The organism is Mariniphaga sediminis (assembly GCF_003573545.1).
Taxonomy (GTDB): Bacteria; Bacteroidota; Bacteroidia; order Bacteroidales; family Prolixibacteraceae; genus Mariniphaga; species Mariniphaga sediminis.
In genome coordinates this window covers 14,139-32,913 of record NZ_QWET01000020.1, presented here as the reverse complement: position 1 = coordinate 32,913, position 18,775 = coordinate 14,139, and the positions used below count along the sequence as shown (strand labels likewise).

Below are 18,775 nucleotides of genomic sequence, written 5' to 3'. Positions count from 1 at the left end.
TAAAGCCTGTTTCTTTGAAGAGACAGGCTTTAACTTTTTGTAGCAAAATTATTTGTACCTTAAAACTCCAAAAATCATGCAGTTTGGATAAAGCAAAACAAATACTGGAATGTGTGCCGAATTTCTCGGAAGGACGAAATCAGGAAGCCATAAATGCCATTACCAATGCTATTGAAGGGGTAGAGGGTGTCAAGCTGCTGAATACCGAATCCGGCAAGGATGCGAATCGTACCGTGGTAACATTTGCAGGCAATCCTTCGGCTGTTGTGGAAGCGGCATTTCAGGGAATAAAAATGGCTGCTCAAGTTATTGACATGGCAAAACATCACGGCGAACATCCGCGGCTTGGCGCTACCGATGTGTGCCCACTGGTTCCGGTAAGCGGTATATCAATGGAAGAAACTATTGGGCTGGCCCGCAAGCTGGCTCAGCGGGTGGGAGAGGAGTTGGCTGTTCCCGTTTACTGTTACGAAAATGCCGCATTCAGAGAAGAAAGGCGAAGCCTCGCGAACTGTCGTTCGGGAGAGTATGAAAAGCTAAAGCTAAAAATTACATCGGAAAACGGGAAGCCTGATTTTGGGCCCGGGCAATGGTCGGAATCAGTTGCCAGAACGGGTGCAACGGTTATTGGAGCCCGGAATTTTCTGGTGGCTTATAATATAAATCTTGATACAACTTCTGCCTCTGTTGCCAACGAGATTGCATCGGATGTACGTGAATCGGGCCATGTTGCACACGATCCGAAGACGGGAAAAATTATTTTCGATAAATCAGGCGAGCCGCTTCGTATCGCCGGGACATTGAAAAAAATTCGTGCCATCGGGTGGTTTATCGAGGAGTATGGAAAGTCGCAGGTTTCTATAAACCTGACTGACATTACCGTTACACCCGTGCATATTGCATTTGAAGAAGTGTGTAAAAAAGCCCATGAACGAGGCGTTCGGGTTACCGGTTCGGAATTGATTGGGCTCATTCCGCTAAAGGCTATGCTTGATGCCGGTAAATATTTTTTGAAAAAGCAACAGCATTCAGGTAAGGTTTCTGAAGAAGAAATTATTCAGATGGCTGTCAAATCGTTAGGGCTCGATGAGTTACGCCCTTTCAATCCCAGGGAAAAAATAATTGAATATGTACTGGGCTCAGAGTATGGATCCTAAGGCTGTTTTTGCCGCTTTTTCCAATACTTCGATGGCAGCATTGGCAGCCTTTTGTGCAATGGCCTTAGAAATTACAGCCAGGGCATTCAGTTGCGCTTCAGCAATTAACTTTTCATCCTGCAACCGGCTCTTAAATTTTTCCTCACTAAGCTCTCCGGTTATCCTTAACTCGGCTATCAGGGCAAGGCTTTCTTTTCTGTTTTGAAGAAACTGGTCTGCTGTCCCTTTTACTTTATTCCAGTGACTGCCTGTTACATCTTTTATGGCAGATGCCATGTCGGAAACGACTGCGTCTATATTAAAACTCATAAGACAAAATTTAAGTTTGCTATTGTGGCGGATTGGCTGCAATTTTTTTACCCTCTTCGGCTACCTGCATAGCATAAAACAGGTCGGAAAATGATTTCCGGTTGAGCCTGATCAGCCCGTTGCTTAACGTATTATCGGTTTTGTGTTCTTTTTTGTATTTCTGCCACAACTCAAGCGTTATTTCGCAAATCCGGGTGGAATTTTTATTCAGGGGCCTCACTTTGTTTTGATTTAGTATGAAATTGATTTCCACCTCAATCTCAACATATTCTTCTGTGAATTTATCGTAATTTCTGCCTCCATCTTCTTCGGTGGTCTTTTCCAGCATGGTAAGGTAAAATTTGTCTACCTGTTTGGCTGTGGTTTCAATGTTTTTTGAAATAGTGGCATTGTAGTTTGGGATAAATGCTACCCGGCATGAGGCCAGATAAAACAGGCTCAGAATGGTCAACAGAAAAAACAGGCGGGAGCTGACCTGTTGTTGGTTTAGCTTTTTCATAAAATCGGGTTCGAATTATTTTTACTTATAAAACACTTAAAATTAAGTGTTTATTTTGACAATGTCAATACTTCATTGTCAATTTTGAATAATTCGAACCCGGTAAGTATCAAGTCACGGAAGCGAAAAACGGAAGAATTTCCCGTTTTCCTTTATTTCAAAATCGTTCCATTTTAGAGAAGAAAAAATCGGCTTCAATCACCGCATTTTCGTCGCTGTCGGAACCATGTACGGCATTTTGTTGCAGACTGGTGCCATATAATTTGCGAATAGTACCTTCAGCGGCATTTTCCGGGTTGGTAGCCCCGATAAAATTGCGGAAGGCCTCTACTGCATTTTCTTTTTCGAGAATGACTGCCACAATGGGGCCGGAACTCATAAACTCAACCAGCGCCTGGTAGAACGGTTTTCCCTTGTGAACCGCGTAAAAAGTCCCGGCCTGTTCTGCGGTCAGACGGGTAAGCTTCATCGCCTTAACCTGAAAGCCTGCTTCTGTAATCATTTTTAAAATTGCACCGGCATAATTCTTTTTAAAAGCGGTGGGCTTAATCATTGTGAAAGTCTGGTTTCCTGCCATTTTCTGAATATTTTTAAATTTAAAACAGCCGCAATATTAACAAAATTTGAGGAAAGATGCCTTTGCGCGCGATGCAGATTTCTTATCTTTGTCCATTCAAATTTTTATGGTTTTGAAAAACACTGGGAATGAGATTTTTAACTCTTTAAAGGAGTTGCTGGGACAAAAGCATCAGAAAATGCTGCTGGTAACACATGAAAACCCCGACGGCGATGCTATTGGCTCTGCCATTGGTTTGGGCGAAATACTCCGAAACTTTGGACACGAGGTTATAATTGTTGTCCCCAACGACTATCCGGCGTTTTTGCAGTGGTTTTCCTCCGACCTTGAAATACTCATTTATGAACGGAAAAAGAATCAGGTCAAAAGCCTTCTTAAAGAGACGGATGTATTGATTTGCCTGGATTTTAATGAGCCAAAGCGGGCTGCAAAAATGGAAAAAAAGTTGCTTGAGTTTTCAAAGCCCAAAGTACTTATTGACCACCATCCAAACCCTTCCGGATTTTGCGATTACTCCATTTCAGAAACGGAATTCAGTTCTACAGCCGAATTGGTATTTGAAGTAGTAAAAAAAATCGGTCTGAAAGATTATATCAATTACAATGCTGCTGAAGCTCTTTTTACAGGGATTATGACCGATACCGGTTCTTTCAGCCACAACATTTCGCGCCCCGGTCCTTTTAGTGTGGTATCCAGTTTGATGGAGTGGGGCATTGATACCGATAAAATACACGCTGCCATATATCACAATTTTTCAGAAAACCGGATGAAACTTTTAGGGCATTGTTTGGGCCAAAAAATGGAAGTTTTCCCTGAATTCAGGTCTGCCATTATTTGGATATCGCAGAAAGAACTGGAAGATTATGATTTTCAGCCGGGCGACACCGAAGGATTTGTTAATTATCCCCTTTCAATAAATAATATTGTTTTCAGTGCGTTGTTTATTGAAAAGAAAGATCATGTAAAGGCTTCGTTTCGATCCAAAGGGAATTTCCCGGTTAATGAATTCTCCCGGGATCATTTTTCCGGGGGAGGTCACCGAAATGCGGCCGGAGGGGAATCAAAACTTTCGTTGGAAGAATCAGTCGAAAAGTTTAAGCAACTTTTAAAGCAATATGAGCATCAATTAAAAGAAACGATAATATAATTAAGAAAAAAATGAAGATAAAAATTGTAAACAATGTTATCCTTATTACCATTTTGACGCTTATTTTCTCGTCATGCCTGAAAAATGAAGATGAAAAAGAGTACACTGCAGCCGAAGAAATTCAGTTGCGCGAGGCTTACCTTGACGCTCTCATCGAAAATGGGAAAGATATTGACACAACTGCAAGTGGCGTTTACTATGTAATCAGGGAAGAAGGAGAAGGTCCGTTTGCCCAATCGGGTGATACACTTACCGTTGCTTATGCGGGGTATTTTATTGATGGCACTTTATTCGATGCCTCCCAATATCACTACGAAGATGGCAAATATGAATTTGTACTGGATGTTTCCTCTTTGATTCAAGGGTGGAATGATGGGATGAAAGTAATGAATGAAGGATCGGTTGTGGAATTTATTATCCCCTCAGAGTTGGCATACGGATATAAAGGTGAGAGGGGTGTTCCGCCATACCAGACCTTGTTGTTTGTAATAGAATTGTTTGACATTAAATCTCCACAAAATTGAAACAGAAGAACATGAAACGCATAATAACCGTATTGGCAATCACACTGCTGGCTGTTACTTTCTTTGCATGCAAGGAAAATGACCTGGAAAAACAACGGGAAAATGAGTTGAAGAGGCTGAATGAATATATGGCCGACAATTACTCTGGGGTGGATCCCAAACCTTCTGGTTTATATTATTTCCCTTTAGATGAAGGCACTGGCGATTCCATAAAGATTGGGGACGAGGTGCAAATCTATTATCAAATTCAAAGGTTAGACAGTTCTGTTGTTGCCCAAACCACCGGTTATTCAGAAGGACATCGGTATGATCCTGTAAAATTGGTTGTACTTCCTCCTACCCAATTAAGTTCATCTGCCACTTATGTGGAAGAATTACTGGCTTTACACGAAGCCCTTACTTACATGAAAAAGGGGGCCCGGTCACGGCTTATTTTTGACTCTGCGCTTGGCTTCGGGCAATACGGAACGACTGGTATTTCCGGCTTTTCTTCCCTGATTATGGAAGTGGAAGTATATAAAGTTATTCCGGTTCCGGTTCCGGAAGAGGAAGAAGAGGAGTAGACATAACATCCTGATTTTTTTTACGAATGACCAGGATCGAACTCCTAAAAAAACTGCTACCCGGATTTATCCCGCTTTTTGTTTTTATTGCGGCCGATGAAATATGGGGAACTAAAATCGGGTTGTTTGTGGCTGTGGGTGTAGGCATGCTCGAACTGGTTTGGGTATGGATCAGAGAAAAAAAGATCGACAAGTTTATATTATTCGATACCCTCTTACTAGTTTCGCTTGGAGCCATTTCCATTCTGCTTGAAAATGATCTTTTCTTTAAACTCAAACCCGGCCTGATTGAACTCATCCTGGTAACAATACTTGCCGTTTCCGCCTTTTCTAATGTAAACCTTGTAGGCCTGATGGGCAAACGCTACCTGAAAGATGTGCAGTTCGATGAAGCACAGGTAAAACGAATGCGCAAAAGCCTGAAATCGCTTTTTTACATTTTCAGTGTACACACGGCATTGGTTTTCTATTCCACTTTTTACATGAGTAAAGAAGCCTGGGCATTTATCAGTGGGGGATTGTTTTACATTTTATTTGGCATTTATTTTCTTTTTGGAATTTTCGTTCAAAAAAGAAAACAAAAAAAATATGCCGGAGAAGAATGGGTTCCGCTGGTTGACGAAAAAGGAAATGTTACCGGCCAGGCTCCGCGCAGTAAGGTTCACGATGGCAGCAAACTACTGCACCCCGTTGTTCACATGCAGGTTCTGACTCCCCAAAAGGCTGTTTTACTTCAAAAGCGTTCCCGATCAAAACTCATTCAACCCGGGAAATGGGATACGGCTGTGGGAGGACATATTTCTGCCGGAGAAAACCTTGAAGAAGCCTTAAAAAAAGAGGCCTTTGAAGAAATTGGATTAAAAGATTTTTCGGCAAGGCTTGTTGAAGTATACCAATGGGAGTCGGACATTGAAACAGAATTGGTTTACCTTTTTGTAACCTACGATCACAAAAATTTTCAGGTATCTACTACTGATGAAGTAGAAGAAGCCCGCTTCTGGACTGCAAAACAAATTGAAAAGCAACTGGGGTCGGAATTGCTTACCCCCAATTTTGAACATGAATTTCAAATGCTGAAAAAGAAAGGACTTCTGTAACATTGGGAGTCGGTTACAATTCCTTTATTTAGAAAGTAAAAGTCCGGTTATTCCCCAATCAAAAAAATAGCCGGTTGTTTGTGTAAATCGGGTAATGTTTTTTTCCATTGTCCGATTGTTCTGGTAGATATAAACTCATTCTCACCGGTAAGATTGGCCGCGATACAAAGCAGGGTAGAAGGGGAGCAGATTTTAACCAGGGCAGCTGCCAACTGATTGTTACGATAAGGGGTTTCAATGAATATCTGCGTTTGCTTTTCATGTACCGCCTTTTTTTCCAACGCCAAAACAGCCCGCGAACGTTCATTCGGTTTTACAGGTAAATAGCCGTTAAAAGCAAAACTCTGGCCGTTCATTCCGGATGCCATTAAAGCCAGTAAAACAGACGAGGGACCCACCAATGGCACAACTTTTATCCTTTTTTGATGGGCAATTTTTACAATGTCGGCGCCCGGATCTGCCACTCCCGGGCAACCGGCTTCCGAAATTACAGCAATATCAGCCCCCTTTTCAGCCGGTTCCAGAAAACGGTGGAACTCGGAGGGCAGTGTATGTTTGTTTAACTCAAAAAAAGTCAAACTGTCTATATCAATGTCTTTATTCACTTGTTTTAAGAAACGTCGTGCTGTGCGTATCTTCTCAACAATAAAATATTTTGTATCGGTAAGAACAGGGAAAACACTGGCCGGTAAAACGTTCTGCCAATCGCCTTCGCTTAAAACATTCGGTATCAGAAATAGCTGAGCCATTTTAAATTTTTTGTAAAAATAGCGATATTCAACTTTTCACCATCGCTTTTGTTAAATTTGTCCTATGCCAAATAATGAAAAAACCAGAATGGAAGCAACCTTTCTCGGTACGGGTACCTCACAGGGTGTTCCGGTAATAGCGTGCGACTGCCCGGTTTGCCTTTCCGATGATCCCAGGGATAAGCGGCTGCGGTCGTCATTATTATTGAAAATCGGAGAGCAAAATTATGTTATTGATGCCGGGCCTGATTTTCGCCAGCAAATGTTGCGTGAACAGGTTCAGAGGCTCCGGGCCATTCTTATTACTCACGAACATGTAGATCATATTTTCGGCCTTGACGACATCCGTTCATTCAACTGGGTACAAAAACACCCAACCGACATTTACGCTGAAAAACGGGTGCAGGAATCCATTAAGCGGATTTTTCATTACGTTTTTGCGGATCATAAATATCCCGGGATCCCCAAGATGAAACTGCACGTAATTGATAATAAACCTTTTGTTATTGAAGGAGTTGAGTTTTTGCCAATCCGCTGTTACCACCACAAACTACCGGTTTTTGGATTTCGGACAGGAGAGCTTAGTTACATTACCGATACAAACTTTATTCCCGAAGAAGAGATGGAAAAACTCCGGGGGACCCGCATTCTGATTATTAATTCCCTCCGGAAAGAAAAACATATTTCACATTTTAACCTGGAAGGGGCTTTGGAAGTAATCAGCAGGCTAAAACCCGAAAAAGCATACCTAACTCATGTAAGTCACAATTTTGGAACACATGAAGAAATTCAGTTGCAATTACCCGAAAATGTATTTATTGCATACGATGGAGAGAAAATCGTGCTGAATGAAAGTATATAAATGATGTACAGTTGACGTTTTCTCCTATTTACCGGATTTCATCCAGGGCGAGACCACAGCCAATGCGGCAATAAGGTAAATTCCACCAGCCAGAATAAAAGCTGTATTCAGACTCACATGATCAGTCATCCAGCCAAGTAACGGGCCAATCACGGCAAAACTGATACGGATAATCAGGTTCCGTACTGATAAAATGGTCGCTCTTATTTCATCCGGTGTGTACAGGTTTATATAGTTTTTGAAAACGGGGGTAGCCAGGCCGCGAACAATATAAAACAAAAGCAAAAATACCAATCCTTCGCGACTAATCAGCAGCCCGGATGAAAAATATCCCAGTGCTAGGAGTATTACTATAAACAATACCTCGTTTCGCCTGCTGAAACGTCCTTCAAACCGGTAGGCAAATGCAGAAGAAACACCTACGCTCAGATTCAACACAGTCCACAGAAGACCAAATAATTCCACAGGCAAACCAATGATTTTAAAATAGGGTTGCACCAGCCAGGCAAAAGTAAGCGTGGCAGTACCTGTTACAGCCGAGAGAAGAATTGAAACACGCAGGTTCGTTTCTTTCAGGAACGTATTTTTAATATCTCCCACTATTTTTTTTACAGAGTGTATGTGGGTTGTTGCTTTAATTTGGGGTTCTGTCAGGGTAAAAGCCGCCGGAATAGCAAGAGCTGCCACGGCAAACTGGAAATAAAACGGGGTACGCAGGCTGACAGCTGCTAGAAATCCGGCTGTAATTCCGGCAATGGCTTCGGCAAAATTGCCGGCAGAAGTGATGCGCCCTTCGTGCTTTACATAGCTGCCCGACTTACGGTCAGCTTTCAGGCTTTCATACAGCATGGCCGAATCAGCCCCGGAAACAAATGAATGACCGGCTCCCAGTACAATCTCAGCTGCCACAAAAGCCCAAAAACCATAGGAAAAACTGTACATTAAAAATCCGGCGCTTCCCAGAATGGTTCCGAGTATTAAGGTTTTTTTACGGCCCCAAACGTCTGCCATCCATCCTGAAGGTATTTCGAGAAACACAATGGCCAGGGAATAGATCGCCTTTAAAACAAAAATCTCGTGCATCCCCATTCCGTTGTCCTGATAAAACAGAACCACAACTGGCATAACCAGGTTAAACCATTTTGAAATTTTTACGAGATAAAGCCGACTGATATTTTTGCTGAATCGTGCCATTTTTTAAATAAGCTGCAAAAATACAAATCAAAAAGAAAAGCATTTTTTTAATTTTCTTGCAATAATTCATTTTTTAGCGAAAAAATTACTTTTTTGAGCATTTTTTAAGAATTTTTCTTTCAAATTGCAAGTCCATTTGTATTTTTGCAGACAATAGATAAAAAAAACAAGCATGAAGTTATTTTTTCCTGACAATTACAAGTCAATCTTGAATGTTAACCAAACGGAACAGGCCATAAAACTGATTAAAGATTTTTTCCAGTTAAACCTTGCGGCAGAATTGAGGCTGCGAAGGGTTACGGCTCCGTTGTTTGTTAAAAAAGGTACGGGTATTAATGACGATCTGAATGGAGTGGAACGTCCTGTGTCATTTCCCATGAAAGAAATGAACGATCAGGTGGCTGAGATTGTACAGTCGCTGGCAAAATGGAAAAGGCTGGCCCTGGCTGATTTGGAAATGCAGGAAGGGTATGGTTTGTACACCGACATGAATGCCATCAGGCCGGATGAAGAACTGACCAATATCCATTCCCTCTATGTGGACCAATGGGACTGGGAACGTGTTATCTCGAAAGAGGAACGTAACCTGGACTTCCTGAAAAAAATAGTTCGTAAAATTTATTCTGTGTTGGTAAACACGGAGTTTTATATGTCGGATAATTATCCTGAAATTAAGCCTGAATTGCCCGAAGAAATTACGTTTTTGCATTCGGAAGAACTGGCAGAGCAATACCCGGATTTAACCCCTTTTGAGCGGGAAGCACGCGCAGCAAAAAAATACGGGGCCATTTTTGTCATTGGTATTGGCGGACAAATGCCCAACGGAGAAATTCACGACGGGCGCGCTCCCGATTACGATGACTGGAATACTTTAACGGTAAACGGTTACAGAGGACTTAACGGCGACCTTATTCTGTGGAATGATGTATTGAACCGTGCTTTTGAGATTTCATCCATGGGGATTCGGGTTGATAGCAATGCCATGCTCGAACAGCTAAAAATAAGGGGAATGGAAGAGCGTAAAGAACTGATGTGGCACAAAATGTTGCTCAACGGCGAACTACCACTTACCATTGGAGGCGGAATAGGGCAGTCCAGACTGTGTATGTATTTCCTTCGCAAAGCCCATATTGGCGAGATTCAATCAAGCATCTGGCCTGACGAGATGATTGAAAAGTGCAAGGCAAACGGAATTCATCTGCTTTAAAAATATTGGCCGGATACTCCAAATTTCAAGTATCAAATAGCATTTTTTGTTATTTGATACTTGTTTTTTTTAGGAATTTGTTTTTTTGCATTTGTAAATTGTAATATGAGTTCTATCTTTGCCACGCAAAAAAACAAAGGCTGCCCCGGTAGCTCAGCTGGATAGAGCAACTGCCTTCTAAGCAGTAGGTCATGGGTTCGAATCCCGTCCGGGGTACAAAAAAGTTACAAAAAAGAACACTTTGTTAAAAAAAGCGAGTTGACACAAAACCGGGTCAATTCGCTTTTTTTCTAAATATCAACTTCCTTTTTTCATATCTGATATAACTGTTTGAAAAATAAAAAACACTTACTGTTTTGTTTGTGAGTCAATTAACCCCGAACTATGGCTTGTTGAAAAACGATAATTCCTCTTTGGATTAACGACTGCATTTAACCCGTAGAAAAAGTAAATCAAAAAATTTAGCTGCAACACTTTTTTAAAATAAAAATATATTTACATTTGTAGGACATAACGGTCATATACCATATAATTATCAAAAAAATGAAATTTAATAAAGTTGCAGTAAAAGCAGTAACGTTGGTCGACCAGGTTGAAGAACAGATTCTCAGTTACATTGTAGAGAATAAATTAACCTTGGGCAACGAAATCCCTTCGGAACTGACTCTTGCTGAAAATTTAAATGTTGGGCGAAATGTGGTGCGGGAGGCACTCAGCCGGTTACGAATGCTGGGCATTGTTGAAAGCAGGAAACACAAAGGCATGGTTGTCAGGGAACCGGATGTAATGAAATGTTTCACGAAAGTTGTAAATCCTTATTTACTGAGCAAACAAAGTATCCTTGATCTTCTCGACTTGAGGGTGTCAATAGAGTCAGGCATTGCCGAATTAATTCTGAGTAATATTACGGATGAAGATATAACAGAATTGGAATCCATTATTTCAAGGCACACTTATCAGGATGACATGAAACTGAAAGTGGAGAATGAAATTGAGTTCCATTCCAAGTTATACCGGATTACAAAAAATCAGGCCGTTATTGATCTGCTGGAAATGATTTTACCCTTGTTTAGTTATGTAAACGAAAAATATGAGGACTTCAAACCGTTAAACCAAAAAAACAAAGAGAAGTTGGTAAAACACGAAGATTTGATTCCTCTTTTAAAAGCCAGGGATGTAGATGGATACAGAAACGCAATTTACAACCACCTGAAAGCCTATTCAGAATATATTAAACAAACCAGAAATATTAAATAATACAGAAGTACATGGAATACAAACATTTTGAGGGGCTGATTGCTGCCACTTTCACCCCATTTTATCCCAACGGGGAGTTAAACCTGGGAGTCATTCCTGAATATGCCCATCGGTTAAAAGAAGACGGAGTAAAAGGAATTTTTGTTTGCGGTTCTTCGGGCGAAGGATTGTTAATGGATACAGAAGAAAGAAAGGCAGTGGCAGAGGCGTGGATGCCTTTTGCCGATGAACAATTTCAGGTTATTGTACATGTGGGGAGTACGAGTCAGAAAATCGCAAAAGAGTTGGCAGCACATGCAGCTTCCATTGGTGCAGCTTCCATTGGGTGTATGGGACCCTGCTGTTTTCAGCCGCGCGATGCACACAGCCTTGCGGCTTTTTGTGCAGAAATTGCTGCTGCCGCCCCGGAACTACCGTTTTACTATTATCACATCCCGACAACCTCGGGTGTCCATATTAAAATGAACCATTTTCTTCAGGTAGCAGGAAAAGTAATTCCGAATCTGGCAGGAATCAAATATACGAATAATGATATGATGGATATGATGGAATGTATGAGCCTTGAAAACGGGAAATACGATATTTTACATGGACACGATGAAACTCTGCTGGCGGGCATGACATTGGGAGCAAATGCCGCAATAGGTACTACATTCAATTTTATTGCACCACTTTTTAATAAAATGATTCGGGCTTTCCATCAAAAAAATACAGACGAAGCGCTTACAATACAAAAGGAAGTAAACAAAATTGTGGCCCTGATGCTTTCAACCGGAAGTCCCATATCCGGAGGAAAGGCAATTATGAAAATGAGCGGAATCGACTGTGGCCCTTGCCGGCTGCCGATTTCAATAATTTCCTCAGCGCAGGAGGCAGACCTTCAAAAAGAGTTGGAAAAGATCGGTTATTTTGAGATTCAGAACCAATGAAAAGGGTTCTTGTCATACTATTTGTTGTCATTTCCATCAGTTCCTGTTCCGATAAAGGCGACCAGAAAAACACGGCTGAAAAGGCACACGAATTTCTGGTAAATACACTTGAAACTACCAGCGGATGGGAAAAAGTTCATGCGGCTGAAGAGCTTTTATCGTTTGGCTATTCAACAGGGATAAAAGAACAATTTTTGCATGAACTGGAAGAGCATAAAGAGACGCCACAGTACAGGATTGGTATCTGGCGTGTGCTGGCCCGGGAAGCTCAAACCGACGAGGAGCGCAAAGCATGGGAAAATAAAATTGCCCAGGTATATGCCTCTCCAACGCAACCCGATCGCTTACACGCAGCCGAGAGCCTGGCAAAACTGAATATCAACCTGCAAAAAGTTGCTCCGGCTTTGGTTTGCAACGACTTAAACAGTAAGGATACTACAATGCAGGCTTTTGTTACCTGGGGAAGTTCCGTTGCAACAAATCCCGACAGCATTGATTACCATTCTCTTATATCGATGATTACTTCACCGATCGAAACTTTCCGGCGTGTTGGCGCCTATGCGTTGGGATTTTATCCTGATTTACCAACTGATTTTCGCAGCGTGCTGGTTGAGAACGCATTGGCCGAGCCGGAAAGCTCAAAGGCAAAGGTTTATCTGTTAAAAGCGGCGTTGTTATTTTCTGATGATGATTCAACCACAGCATTGTTAAAAGAAAAATCGGTTCATTTTCTTTCATCGACAGAAAAGTTTGCGAGGATTGAGGCTTTGCTTGCTTTGGCAGAAAGAGGAAGCTCCGGAGATTTGCCCCTGCTGAAGAAAATATTGGCAGAAGAGTATCCGGGTAGTCAACACACTTTCACAGAAAGAGAAGTGACAGATATTCGTGCCACCGCAGCGTATGCCATTTTAAAAATAACCCAACGGGGAGGAGGGAAAATGGCTTTCCCCGATTGGCTAATCATCGGAGCTTATGCTTTGGTAATGTTGGCTATTGGTTTCTTCTACTCAAAGAAAAATAAAAACGCGGAAGATTACCTTCTGGGCGGCCGCTCAATGAATCCAATTATGGTTGGACTCTCGCTGTTTGCAACAATACTGAGTACATTGAGTTACCTTTCGTATCCGGGAGAAATGATAAAATTCGGACCGGTTATTTTTACCAGTCTGGTTTCTTTTCCCCTGATCTATTTTATTGTAGGCTGGCTGCTTATTCCCCGTTTTATGAAAATGAAAGTGACCAGCGCCTACGAAATCCTTGAAATCAAGATTGGAACAGGGGTCAGGGTTTTGGGGACGTTTTTCTTTTTGTCGCTGCGATTGTTGTGGATGGCAACAATTATTTATGCTACAGTCAATACAGCCATCATTTCTATTTTTGGGATACAAAAAAGTCTTGTGCCGCTAATATGCCTGATTATGGCAGTGATAACCGTTGTTTACACTTCCATGGGAGGATTGAAAGCGGTAGTAATTACGGATGTGTTGCAAACCGTAATCCTGATTATGGGAGCCTTGCTGACGCTTTTTATTATCAGTATGCACCTGGGATCTTTTCAATCCATTTTTCCGCAAGAAATGCCTGCCCATTGGGAACCGGTAACCTGGGGGCTGGATGCCGGAAAAAGGATGACCGTGGGGAATGCCATTTTAATGGTATTTGTCTGGTATATATGCACAGCCGGCTCCGACCAAATGGCCATTCAGCGTTACCTAGCCACAAAAGATGTGCGTTCGGCAAGAAAAACGTTTGGAATTTCACTGGTAACCAACTTTACGGTTCAGGTGTTGCTGGCCCTTGTTGGCCTGGCTCTTTTGGCTTATTTTACAAAAAAACCGTACGAGTTACCAGCCGGCGAAGTCATTTTTAACTATGCCGATTCATTGTTTCCCTGGTTTATTGTTGTAGGGCTACCGGTTGGTGTTACCGGACTTGTTACAGCGGGATTAATTTCTGCCGCCATGTCGAGTCTTTCGTCAGGATTGAACTCTTCTTCATCCGTTATTTCTGAAGACATAATTAAACGGTTCTTTCCTTCAAAAAAGAATGTAGATTTTCTGAAACAGGCACGTACAATATCAGTTATCATCGGAGGAGTTGTAACCTTATTGTGCCTGCTGGTTGGATATGTTCAGGGAAACCTGCTGGAGGTGGTTATTAAGGTGGTCAACCTTTTTGTAGCCCCGCTTTTTGTTCTGTTTTTTATGGCTCTATTTATTCCGTTTTCAACACAGTTTGCCACCATAGCCGGTGGACTTGTAAGTGTAGCGGTAGCCATTGCCATAGCCTTTTTCGAAATGTTTGGACTTCAGGTTTTATGGATTATGCCTATTGCTTTTATCGCCGGAATAAGTTTAGCGTGCATTTTAAGCGCAGTCGAAATATTCTTTTTTAATAATCAAAATGAAAATAGAAATGAAAAAATGGAAAGTTAAAATGTTGCTGTTTCTTTTGTTTCCTCTTACGGCTTCGTTGCAGGCCATGTCAGAGGATCTTCCCAGTAGTGTTAAAATAACGAAGATATGGGATTCAGCCAAACACAACGCATTTACCGACCTTATCAGTTTTAACGGGAATTACTACTGCTCTTTCAGAGAAGGCTCGGGCCATGTACCCGGTACGGATGGAAACGTCAGAATTTTAAAATCTTCGGATGCGGAAAACTGGAAAAGTGTGGCCCTTTTAAAAAAGGAAGGAATTGACCTGCGCGATCCCAAATTATCGGTTACACCTGACGGAAGATTGATGGTTATCATCGGAGGCTCTGTTTATAAAGACGGAAAATTGTTGGGGCGCGAACCGCAGGTGTCATTTTCGGATAAATCAGGAGAGCAGTTTTCCAACCCTGAAAAAGTAATCATCGATCCTGAAATTGCTTCATGGGGTGACTGGATCTGGAGGGTTACATGGTATAAAGGAGCAGGTTATGCCATCGACTACCAGATTGGCCCGGAGGAGAGAAGAGGTCCCACCGCAATGTATCTCGTTAAAACAACCGATGGAAAAAAATTTGAAAAAGTTTCGAAAATTGAGGTAGATGGTTTCCCCAACGAATCGACTGTTCGTTTGGATAAGAAAGGAACCATGTACGTACTTATCAGACGTGAGTTGGAGGATAAAATGGGCGTTTGGGCTCACAGTAAACCACCATATACCCAATGGAATTTTAAGAAGCTGGACTTCCGGCTGGGAGGACCGAATTTCGTCTTCCTGAATAATAAAAAGATTGTTCTTGGCACGCGCATGTACGAACCCGATGTTTATACAGGGATTCACATCGGAACGAAAAAAGGTGATTTCAGGGAAGTGATTCATCTTCCTTCAGGTAAAGACAATAGTTATCCCGGACTGGTAGTTGAAAAAGACCGGCTGCTGGTTTCTTATTATTCTTCGCATGAAGATAAAGCAGCGATATATATTGCCGAAATCCCCCTTCAGGCTTTAGATGTCAAATAAATATGGATATATAAATTATTGTAAGAAAGCATTTTAAAAAAGGGAAGCTTTAAAAAGCTTCCCCCTTAAATCCAGTTATACCTGACTCTTCAGGCAATAACTTTAATTAAAAACTTGATATTACAAAACTATGAAAAAAATGAATCTATTGAAAAAACATGCAAAAAGGAGGTGCCGCATTATAGCCTTCTTCTTTTTTGCATTTCAGCTTTTATGGGTAAACCCAAGCTTTACCTATGCGTCAGCTCCTTTTAATGACACCAGACAAAATCCAGTAACAGGCGTTGTTACCGAGGAAAACGGGACACCGCTTCCGGGAGTTAGTATCATACAAAAAGGAACAACAAACGGGACTGTTACAGATGCGGATGGCAAATATACGGTTGAGGCACCGCAAGGTTCTACATTGGTATTTTCTTTTATCGGTTTTACAACGAAGGAAGTTACTGTTAACACGGAAGTTATCAATGTTGTTCTCGAAGAATCAGTGGTAAATCTGGACGAAGTAGTTGCCATCGGATATGGCAAACTAAAAAGCAGTCAGGTGTCCAGCTCCATTTCAAAGGTTTCGTCTGAAGATATTACAGAACGTGCCGTTGCCCGTATTGATCAGGCCATTCAGGGGAAAATTGCCGGCGTGCAGGTGCAGGAGGTATCCGGAAGTCCCGGAGCCTCTCTTAACGTAAAGGTACGTGGAGTAGGTTCTATAAACTACTCAAGTAATCCACTTTACGTAGTTGACGGTTTTCCGATTTCCGGAGATTTAAACAGTATCAATCCGGGGGATATTGAATCTATCGAAGTTTTAAAAGATGCCGCCTCTGCTGCGATTTACGGTTCACGGGGATCAAACGGGGTAATTCTTATTACCACCAAAGGGGGCACGGCTGGAAAAAATACAATTGAAATAGATGCTTTTTACGGATTGCAGGAACGTTTTAGTAAAATAGATGTATTAAACCGGGATGAGTACATTGAATATGCTATAGAAGAACGTATCAACAGCTATGCATACAGCGGCAGCGACCTTTCTGTTCCCGAAAGTGAAAGACATAACTATAAGTACGCGATTGACCCGTTGTGGAGAACGAATCCGGAATCGTTCCCGGATAATGACTGGCAGGATTTGATCGACCGGGTTGCTCCGGTTCAAAGCTATTCTTTGTCGGCCTCCGGAGGAAATGACAAAACCCGCTATTTTATTGCCAGCAATTTTTACGATCAAAACGGGATTATTCTTAACAGCTTTTATAAAAGGTATACAGCCCGTGCGAATGTTCAAACGCAGTTAAAAGACTGGGTTGCAATGGGCATGAATCTGTCTGTAGCAAATTCAAGGAGGAACGATCCGGATACAGATACAAACGGCGGTCCTATTAGCCGCTCAATTCTAATGGCACCTATTGTTGGAGTAGACCAGCAAACCGTTGCAGGAGGTAACTACTATTATCACGCCCACTTTTACCTGAATCCAATTGCTATGGCGGAAGAGATAGTAAATGAAACCAAAAGAAACGATGTTATGTCTAATTTTTATGCGGAATTTATTCCCGTTAAGAATTTGGTATTCAAAGCTTCCGTTGGTGCAAACATTAACTCCGATAAAAATCAGTATTTTAAACCCAATAATATTAACAGGGGAAACGGAAGTTTTGGCTCTGTTACGAACAGGCTAATCCAGAATTACCTGAGCGAAAATACTGTAACTTATGATTTATCCAGGGACAACTGGACGTTGAACCTCCTGGGTGGATTTACCTACCAGGAAGAAAACTACGAATATTCATACCTGAAAAAATCAGGATTTCCGGATGAAGAAATTCAAACTTTAAATGCCGGGACACAGTTGGATAGTGGTACATCAACTGAATCAAAGTGGAGTTTAATTTCTTATCTGGCCCGTGCCAATTTTTCCTATCGGAATAAATATGTGGCCACAGCAAGTATACGGCGCGACGGCTGCTCCCGTTTTGGAAAAGATAATCGTTGGGGAATATTTCCTTCTGCTTCTTTGGGATGGATTCTTTCCGAAGAGTCATTCATGCAAAGCATAAAAAAAGAAGTAAGTAACCTAAAATTAAGGGCCAGTTTCGGAACGGTGGGTAATAATAATATTGGGAACTATTCTGCCATTGCCCTTTTAAGTTCTGCCAATTATATTGTAGGCGATATGAAAGAAGGCGGTTACCAACCGGCTTCCTTTGGAAACAAAGATCTTGGATGGGAGATGGTATCTACAGCCGATGTGGGGCTCGATATGGGATTTCTTAATAACCGGATTAACCTTACGCTGGATTACTATGTGGCTAACACCCGTGATCTTCTTTTAAATGTACCGGTTCCGCAAATAACCGGGTTTAATTCTGCCTTGCAAAATATAGGGAAGGTGCAGAATAAAGGATACGAAGTGGAATTATTAACCAAAAACGTGGTAGGCACATTCAAATGGACAACCGCTTTTAATATTTCGCACAATAAAAACGAAGTAAAAGAGCTGGGACCAGACGGAAGCCCGATTATCACCAATATTTACCAGGAGGTAAAAACCATTACACAAATCGGAGGCGAAATAGGTGAATATTATCTTTATGAAACCGACGGAATTTTTAAAGATCAAGCGGATGTGGATGCCAACGGAGCATTGGCTTACCGGAATAAAAAACCACAACCAGGCGATTTGAAATATAAAGATCAGACCAACGACGGTGAAATAACAGAAGAAGATAAAATTCCTATGGGCAACAACCAACCGGATTTCATCTGGGGTTTAACAAATACCTTTTCGTATAAAGGAATAGGTTTGTCCATATTTATGGATGGACAAACCGGCAATTACCTGCTAAATGTGGCCAAAGGACAAAACTCCCAGTCGAGGGCCAATGTCAGGGGAGAATGGAGAGATCGCTGGAGATCGGCAGAAAATCCCGGAAACGGGAAAGTTCCTCGTGCGGTAACAACAGATAACCTGACAACCCCTTCTGACTGGTTCCTGGAAGATGCAAGCTTTTGGAGGATAAGGAATATAAACCTGAGTTACCAGGTTCCTCAAAAAGTGGTAAACAAATTAAAAGGAATTGGCGCGTTAAAAATATATGGAAGTGTAGAAAATGTTTATATGTATGACCACTACAACCATATGTCGCAAACGGCAACTTTCTCTAACAGTAATACTTTGCAAGGAATGGATTTTGACAGCGGTTATCCGTTGGCAAGAACCTACAGAATTGGTCTAAATTTAAAATTCTAAA

At 41.6% G+C, this 18,775-nt stretch carries 17 protein-coding genes and 1 tRNA gene; 13 read left to right on the top strand and 5 right to left on the bottom strand.

Annotated features, from left to right (window positions below; genetic code table 11):
* Window positions 1-83 precede the first annotated feature (83 nt).
* Window positions 84-1,157, top strand: coding sequence for a glutamate formimidoyltransferase (ftcD, locus tag D1164_RS19495; RefSeq protein ID WP_119351584.1), 1,074 nt, complete (start codon window positions 84-86; stop codon window positions 1,155-1,157).
* Here the strand turns inward: ftcD and D1164_RS19490 are convergent.
* The 3 genes from D1164_RS19490 to D1164_RS19480 all read right to left on the bottom strand — a co-directional run bounded on the left by D1164_RS19490 (window position 1,140) and on the right by D1164_RS19480 (window position 2,542).
* A complete protein-coding gene (locus D1164_RS19490) occupies window positions 1,140-1,466 on the bottom strand; it encodes a hypothetical protein (RefSeq protein ID WP_119351583.1) in 327 nt (108 codons plus the stop codon). The two genes, ftcD and D1164_RS19490, sit on opposite strands and share 18 nt — an antisense overlap.
* A 19-nt stretch (window positions 1,467-1,485) precedes the next feature.
* Window positions 1,486-1,965 (bottom strand): hypothetical protein, encoded by a 480-nt coding sequence (locus D1164_RS19485; protein WP_119351582.1) that lies wholly within the window; start codon window positions 1,963-1,965, stop codon window positions 1,486-1,488.
* A gap of 157 nt (window positions 1,966-2,122) precedes the next feature.
* Complete coding sequence (locus D1164_RS19480; protein ID WP_119351581.1) at window positions 2,123-2,542, bottom strand: nucleoside-diphosphate kinase; 420 nt, start codon at window positions 2,540-2,542, stop codon at window positions 2,123-2,125.
* Between the two features lie 112 nt (window positions 2,543-2,654).
* Between D1164_RS19480 and D1164_RS19475 the strand changes: the two genes are divergently transcribed.
* Genes D1164_RS19475 through D1164_RS23980 form a run of 4 tightly spaced genes read left to right on the top strand, consistent with a single transcriptional unit; the run spans window position 2,655 to window position 5,873 of the window.
* Window positions 2,655-3,689, top strand: a complete 1,035-nt coding sequence (locus D1164_RS19475) for a DHH family phosphoesterase (protein ID WP_172594541.1) — start codon at window positions 2,655-2,657, stop codon at window positions 3,687-3,689.
* An 11-nt stretch (window positions 3,690-3,700) separates the two neighbouring features.
* Entirely contained in the window at window positions 3,701-4,213 is a 513-nt protein-coding gene (locus tag D1164_RS19470) for an FKBP-type peptidyl-prolyl cis-trans isomerase (protein WP_119351579.1), read from the top strand.
* Between the two features lie 11 nt (window positions 4,214-4,224).
* Complete coding sequence (locus D1164_RS19465) at window positions 4,225-4,776, top strand: FKBP-type peptidyl-prolyl cis-trans isomerase (RefSeq protein ID WP_147372233.1); 552 nt, start codon at window positions 4,225-4,227, stop codon at window positions 4,774-4,776.
* Window positions 4,777-4,802: 26 nt separating this feature from the next.
* Window positions 4,803-5,873 carry an NUDIX domain-containing protein gene (locus D1164_RS23980; RefSeq protein WP_206611072.1) on the top strand — a complete coding sequence of 357 codons (1,071 nt, stop codon included), beginning with the start codon at window positions 4,803-4,805 and terminating at the stop codon, window positions 5,871-5,873.
* A 47-nt stretch (window positions 5,874-5,920) separates the two neighbouring features.
* On the opposite strand, the gene D1164_RS19455 is transcribed toward D1164_RS23980, so the two are convergent.
* A complete protein-coding gene (locus tag D1164_RS19455) occupies window positions 5,921-6,622 on the bottom strand; it encodes an SAM-dependent methyltransferase (protein WP_119351577.1) in 702 nt (233 codons plus the stop codon).
* Between the two features lie 88 nt (window positions 6,623-6,710).
* On the opposite strand from D1164_RS19455, the gene D1164_RS19450 reads away from it, so the two are divergent.
* Entirely contained in the window at window positions 6,711-7,484 is a 774-nt protein-coding gene (locus tag D1164_RS19450) for an MBL fold metallo-hydrolase (protein WP_119351631.1), read from the top strand.
* A gap of 24 nt (window positions 7,485-7,508) precedes the next feature.
* Here the strand turns inward: D1164_RS19450 and D1164_RS19445 are convergent, their stop codons facing one another.
* Window positions 7,509-8,678 (bottom strand): MFS transporter, encoded by a 1,170-nt coding sequence (locus tag D1164_RS19445; protein ID WP_119351576.1) that lies wholly within the window; start codon window positions 8,676-8,678, stop codon window positions 7,509-7,511.
* A gap of 172 nt (window positions 8,679-8,850) precedes the next feature.
* On the opposite strand from D1164_RS19445, the gene asnA reads away from it, so the two are divergent.
* The 7 genes from asnA (at window position 8,851) to D1164_RS19410 (ending at window position 18,774) form a co-directional block, all read left to right on the top strand.
* Window positions 8,851-9,885: an aspartate--ammonia ligase gene (gene asnA / locus D1164_RS19440; RefSeq protein ID WP_119351575.1), complete on the top strand. Its 1,035-nt coding sequence runs from the start codon at window positions 8,851-8,853 to the stop codon at window positions 9,883-9,885.
* Between the two features lie 142 nt (window positions 9,886-10,027).
* Window positions 10,028-10,101, top strand: a tRNA-Arg gene (locus D1164_RS19435).
* Between the two features lie 327 nt (window positions 10,102-10,428).
* Complete coding sequence (locus tag D1164_RS19430; RefSeq protein WP_119351574.1) at window positions 10,429-11,142, top strand: FadR/GntR family transcriptional regulator; 714 nt, start codon at window positions 10,429-10,431, stop codon at window positions 11,140-11,142.
* 11 nt (window positions 11,143-11,153) lie between these two features.
* Window positions 11,154-12,071: a dihydrodipicolinate synthase family protein gene (locus tag D1164_RS19425; protein ID WP_119351573.1), complete on the top strand. Its 918-nt coding sequence runs from the start codon at window positions 11,154-11,156 to the stop codon at window positions 12,069-12,071.
* Entirely contained in the window at window positions 12,068-14,506 is a 2,439-nt protein-coding gene (locus tag D1164_RS19420; RefSeq protein ID WP_119351572.1) for a sodium:solute symporter family transporter, read from the top strand. Before D1164_RS19425 ends, D1164_RS19420 begins: the two co-directional genes overlap by 4 nt.
* Complete coding sequence (locus D1164_RS19415; RefSeq protein ID WP_119351630.1) at window positions 14,487-15,527, top strand: hypothetical protein; 1,041 nt, start codon at window positions 14,487-14,489, stop codon at window positions 15,525-15,527. The genes D1164_RS19420 and D1164_RS19415 overlap by 20 nt, the downstream gene beginning before the upstream one ends.
* Before the next feature lie 139 nt (window positions 15,528-15,666).
* Window positions 15,667-18,774 (top strand): SusC/RagA family TonB-linked outer membrane protein, encoded by a 3,108-nt coding sequence (locus D1164_RS19410; protein ID WP_172594540.1) that lies wholly within the window; start codon window positions 15,667-15,669, stop codon window positions 18,772-18,774.
* Window position 18,775: the final 1 nt, after the last annotated feature.

Excerpts from the sequence above, each read along its gene's own strand:
- D1164_RS19490 (WP_119351583.1), bottom strand. The coding sequence starts at position 1,466 with ATGAGTTTTAATATAGACGCAGTCGTTTCCGACATGGCATCTGCCATA.
- D1164_RS19485 (WP_119351582.1), bottom strand. The coding sequence starts at position 1,965 with ATGAAAAAGCTAAACCAACAACAGGTCAGCTCCCGCCTGTTTTTTCTG.
- D1164_RS19480 (WP_119351581.1), bottom strand. The coding sequence starts at position 2,542 with ATGGCAGGAAACCAGACTTTCACAATGATTAAGCCCACCGCTTTTAAA.
- D1164_RS19470 (WP_119351579.1), top strand. The coding sequence starts at position 3,701 with ATGAAGATAAAAATTGTAAACAATGTTATCCTTATTACCATTTTGACG.
- D1164_RS19465 (WP_147372233.1), top strand. The coding sequence starts at position 4,225 with ATGAAACGCATAATAACCGTATTGGCAATCACACTGCTGGCTGTTACT.
- D1164_RS23980 (WP_206611072.1), top strand. The coding sequence starts at position 4,803 with ATGACCAGGATCGAACTCCTAAAAAAACTGCTACCCGGATTTATCCCG.
- D1164_RS19455 (WP_119351577.1), bottom strand. The coding sequence starts at position 6,622 with ATGGCTCAGCTATTTCTGATACCGAATGTTTTAAGCGAAGGCGATTGG.
- D1164_RS19450 (WP_119351631.1), top strand. The coding sequence starts at position 6,711 with ATGGAAGCAACCTTTCTCGGTACGGGTACCTCACAGGGTGTTCCGGTA.
- D1164_RS19445 (WP_119351576.1), bottom strand. The coding sequence starts at position 8,678 with ATGGCACGATTCAGCAAAAATATCAGTCGGCTTTATCTCGTAAAAATT.
- asnA (WP_119351575.1), top strand. The coding sequence starts at position 8,851 with ATGAAGTTATTTTTTCCTGACAATTACAAGTCAATCTTGAATGTTAAC.
- D1164_RS19430 (WP_119351574.1), top strand. The coding sequence starts at position 10,429 with ATGAAATTTAATAAAGTTGCAGTAAAAGCAGTAACGTTGGTCGACCAG.
- D1164_RS19425 (WP_119351573.1), top strand. The coding sequence starts at position 11,154 with ATGGAATACAAACATTTTGAGGGGCTGATTGCTGCCACTTTCACCCCA.
- D1164_RS19420 (WP_119351572.1), top strand. The coding sequence starts at position 12,068 with ATGAAAAGGGTTCTTGTCATACTATTTGTTGTCATTTCCATCAGTTCC.
- D1164_RS19415 (WP_119351630.1), top strand. The coding sequence starts at position 14,487 with ATGAAAAAATGGAAAGTTAAAATGTTGCTGTTTCTTTTGTTTCCTCTT.
- D1164_RS19410 (WP_172594540.1), top strand. The coding sequence starts at position 15,667 with ATGAATCTATTGAAAAAACATGCAAAAAGGAGGTGCCGCATTATAGCC.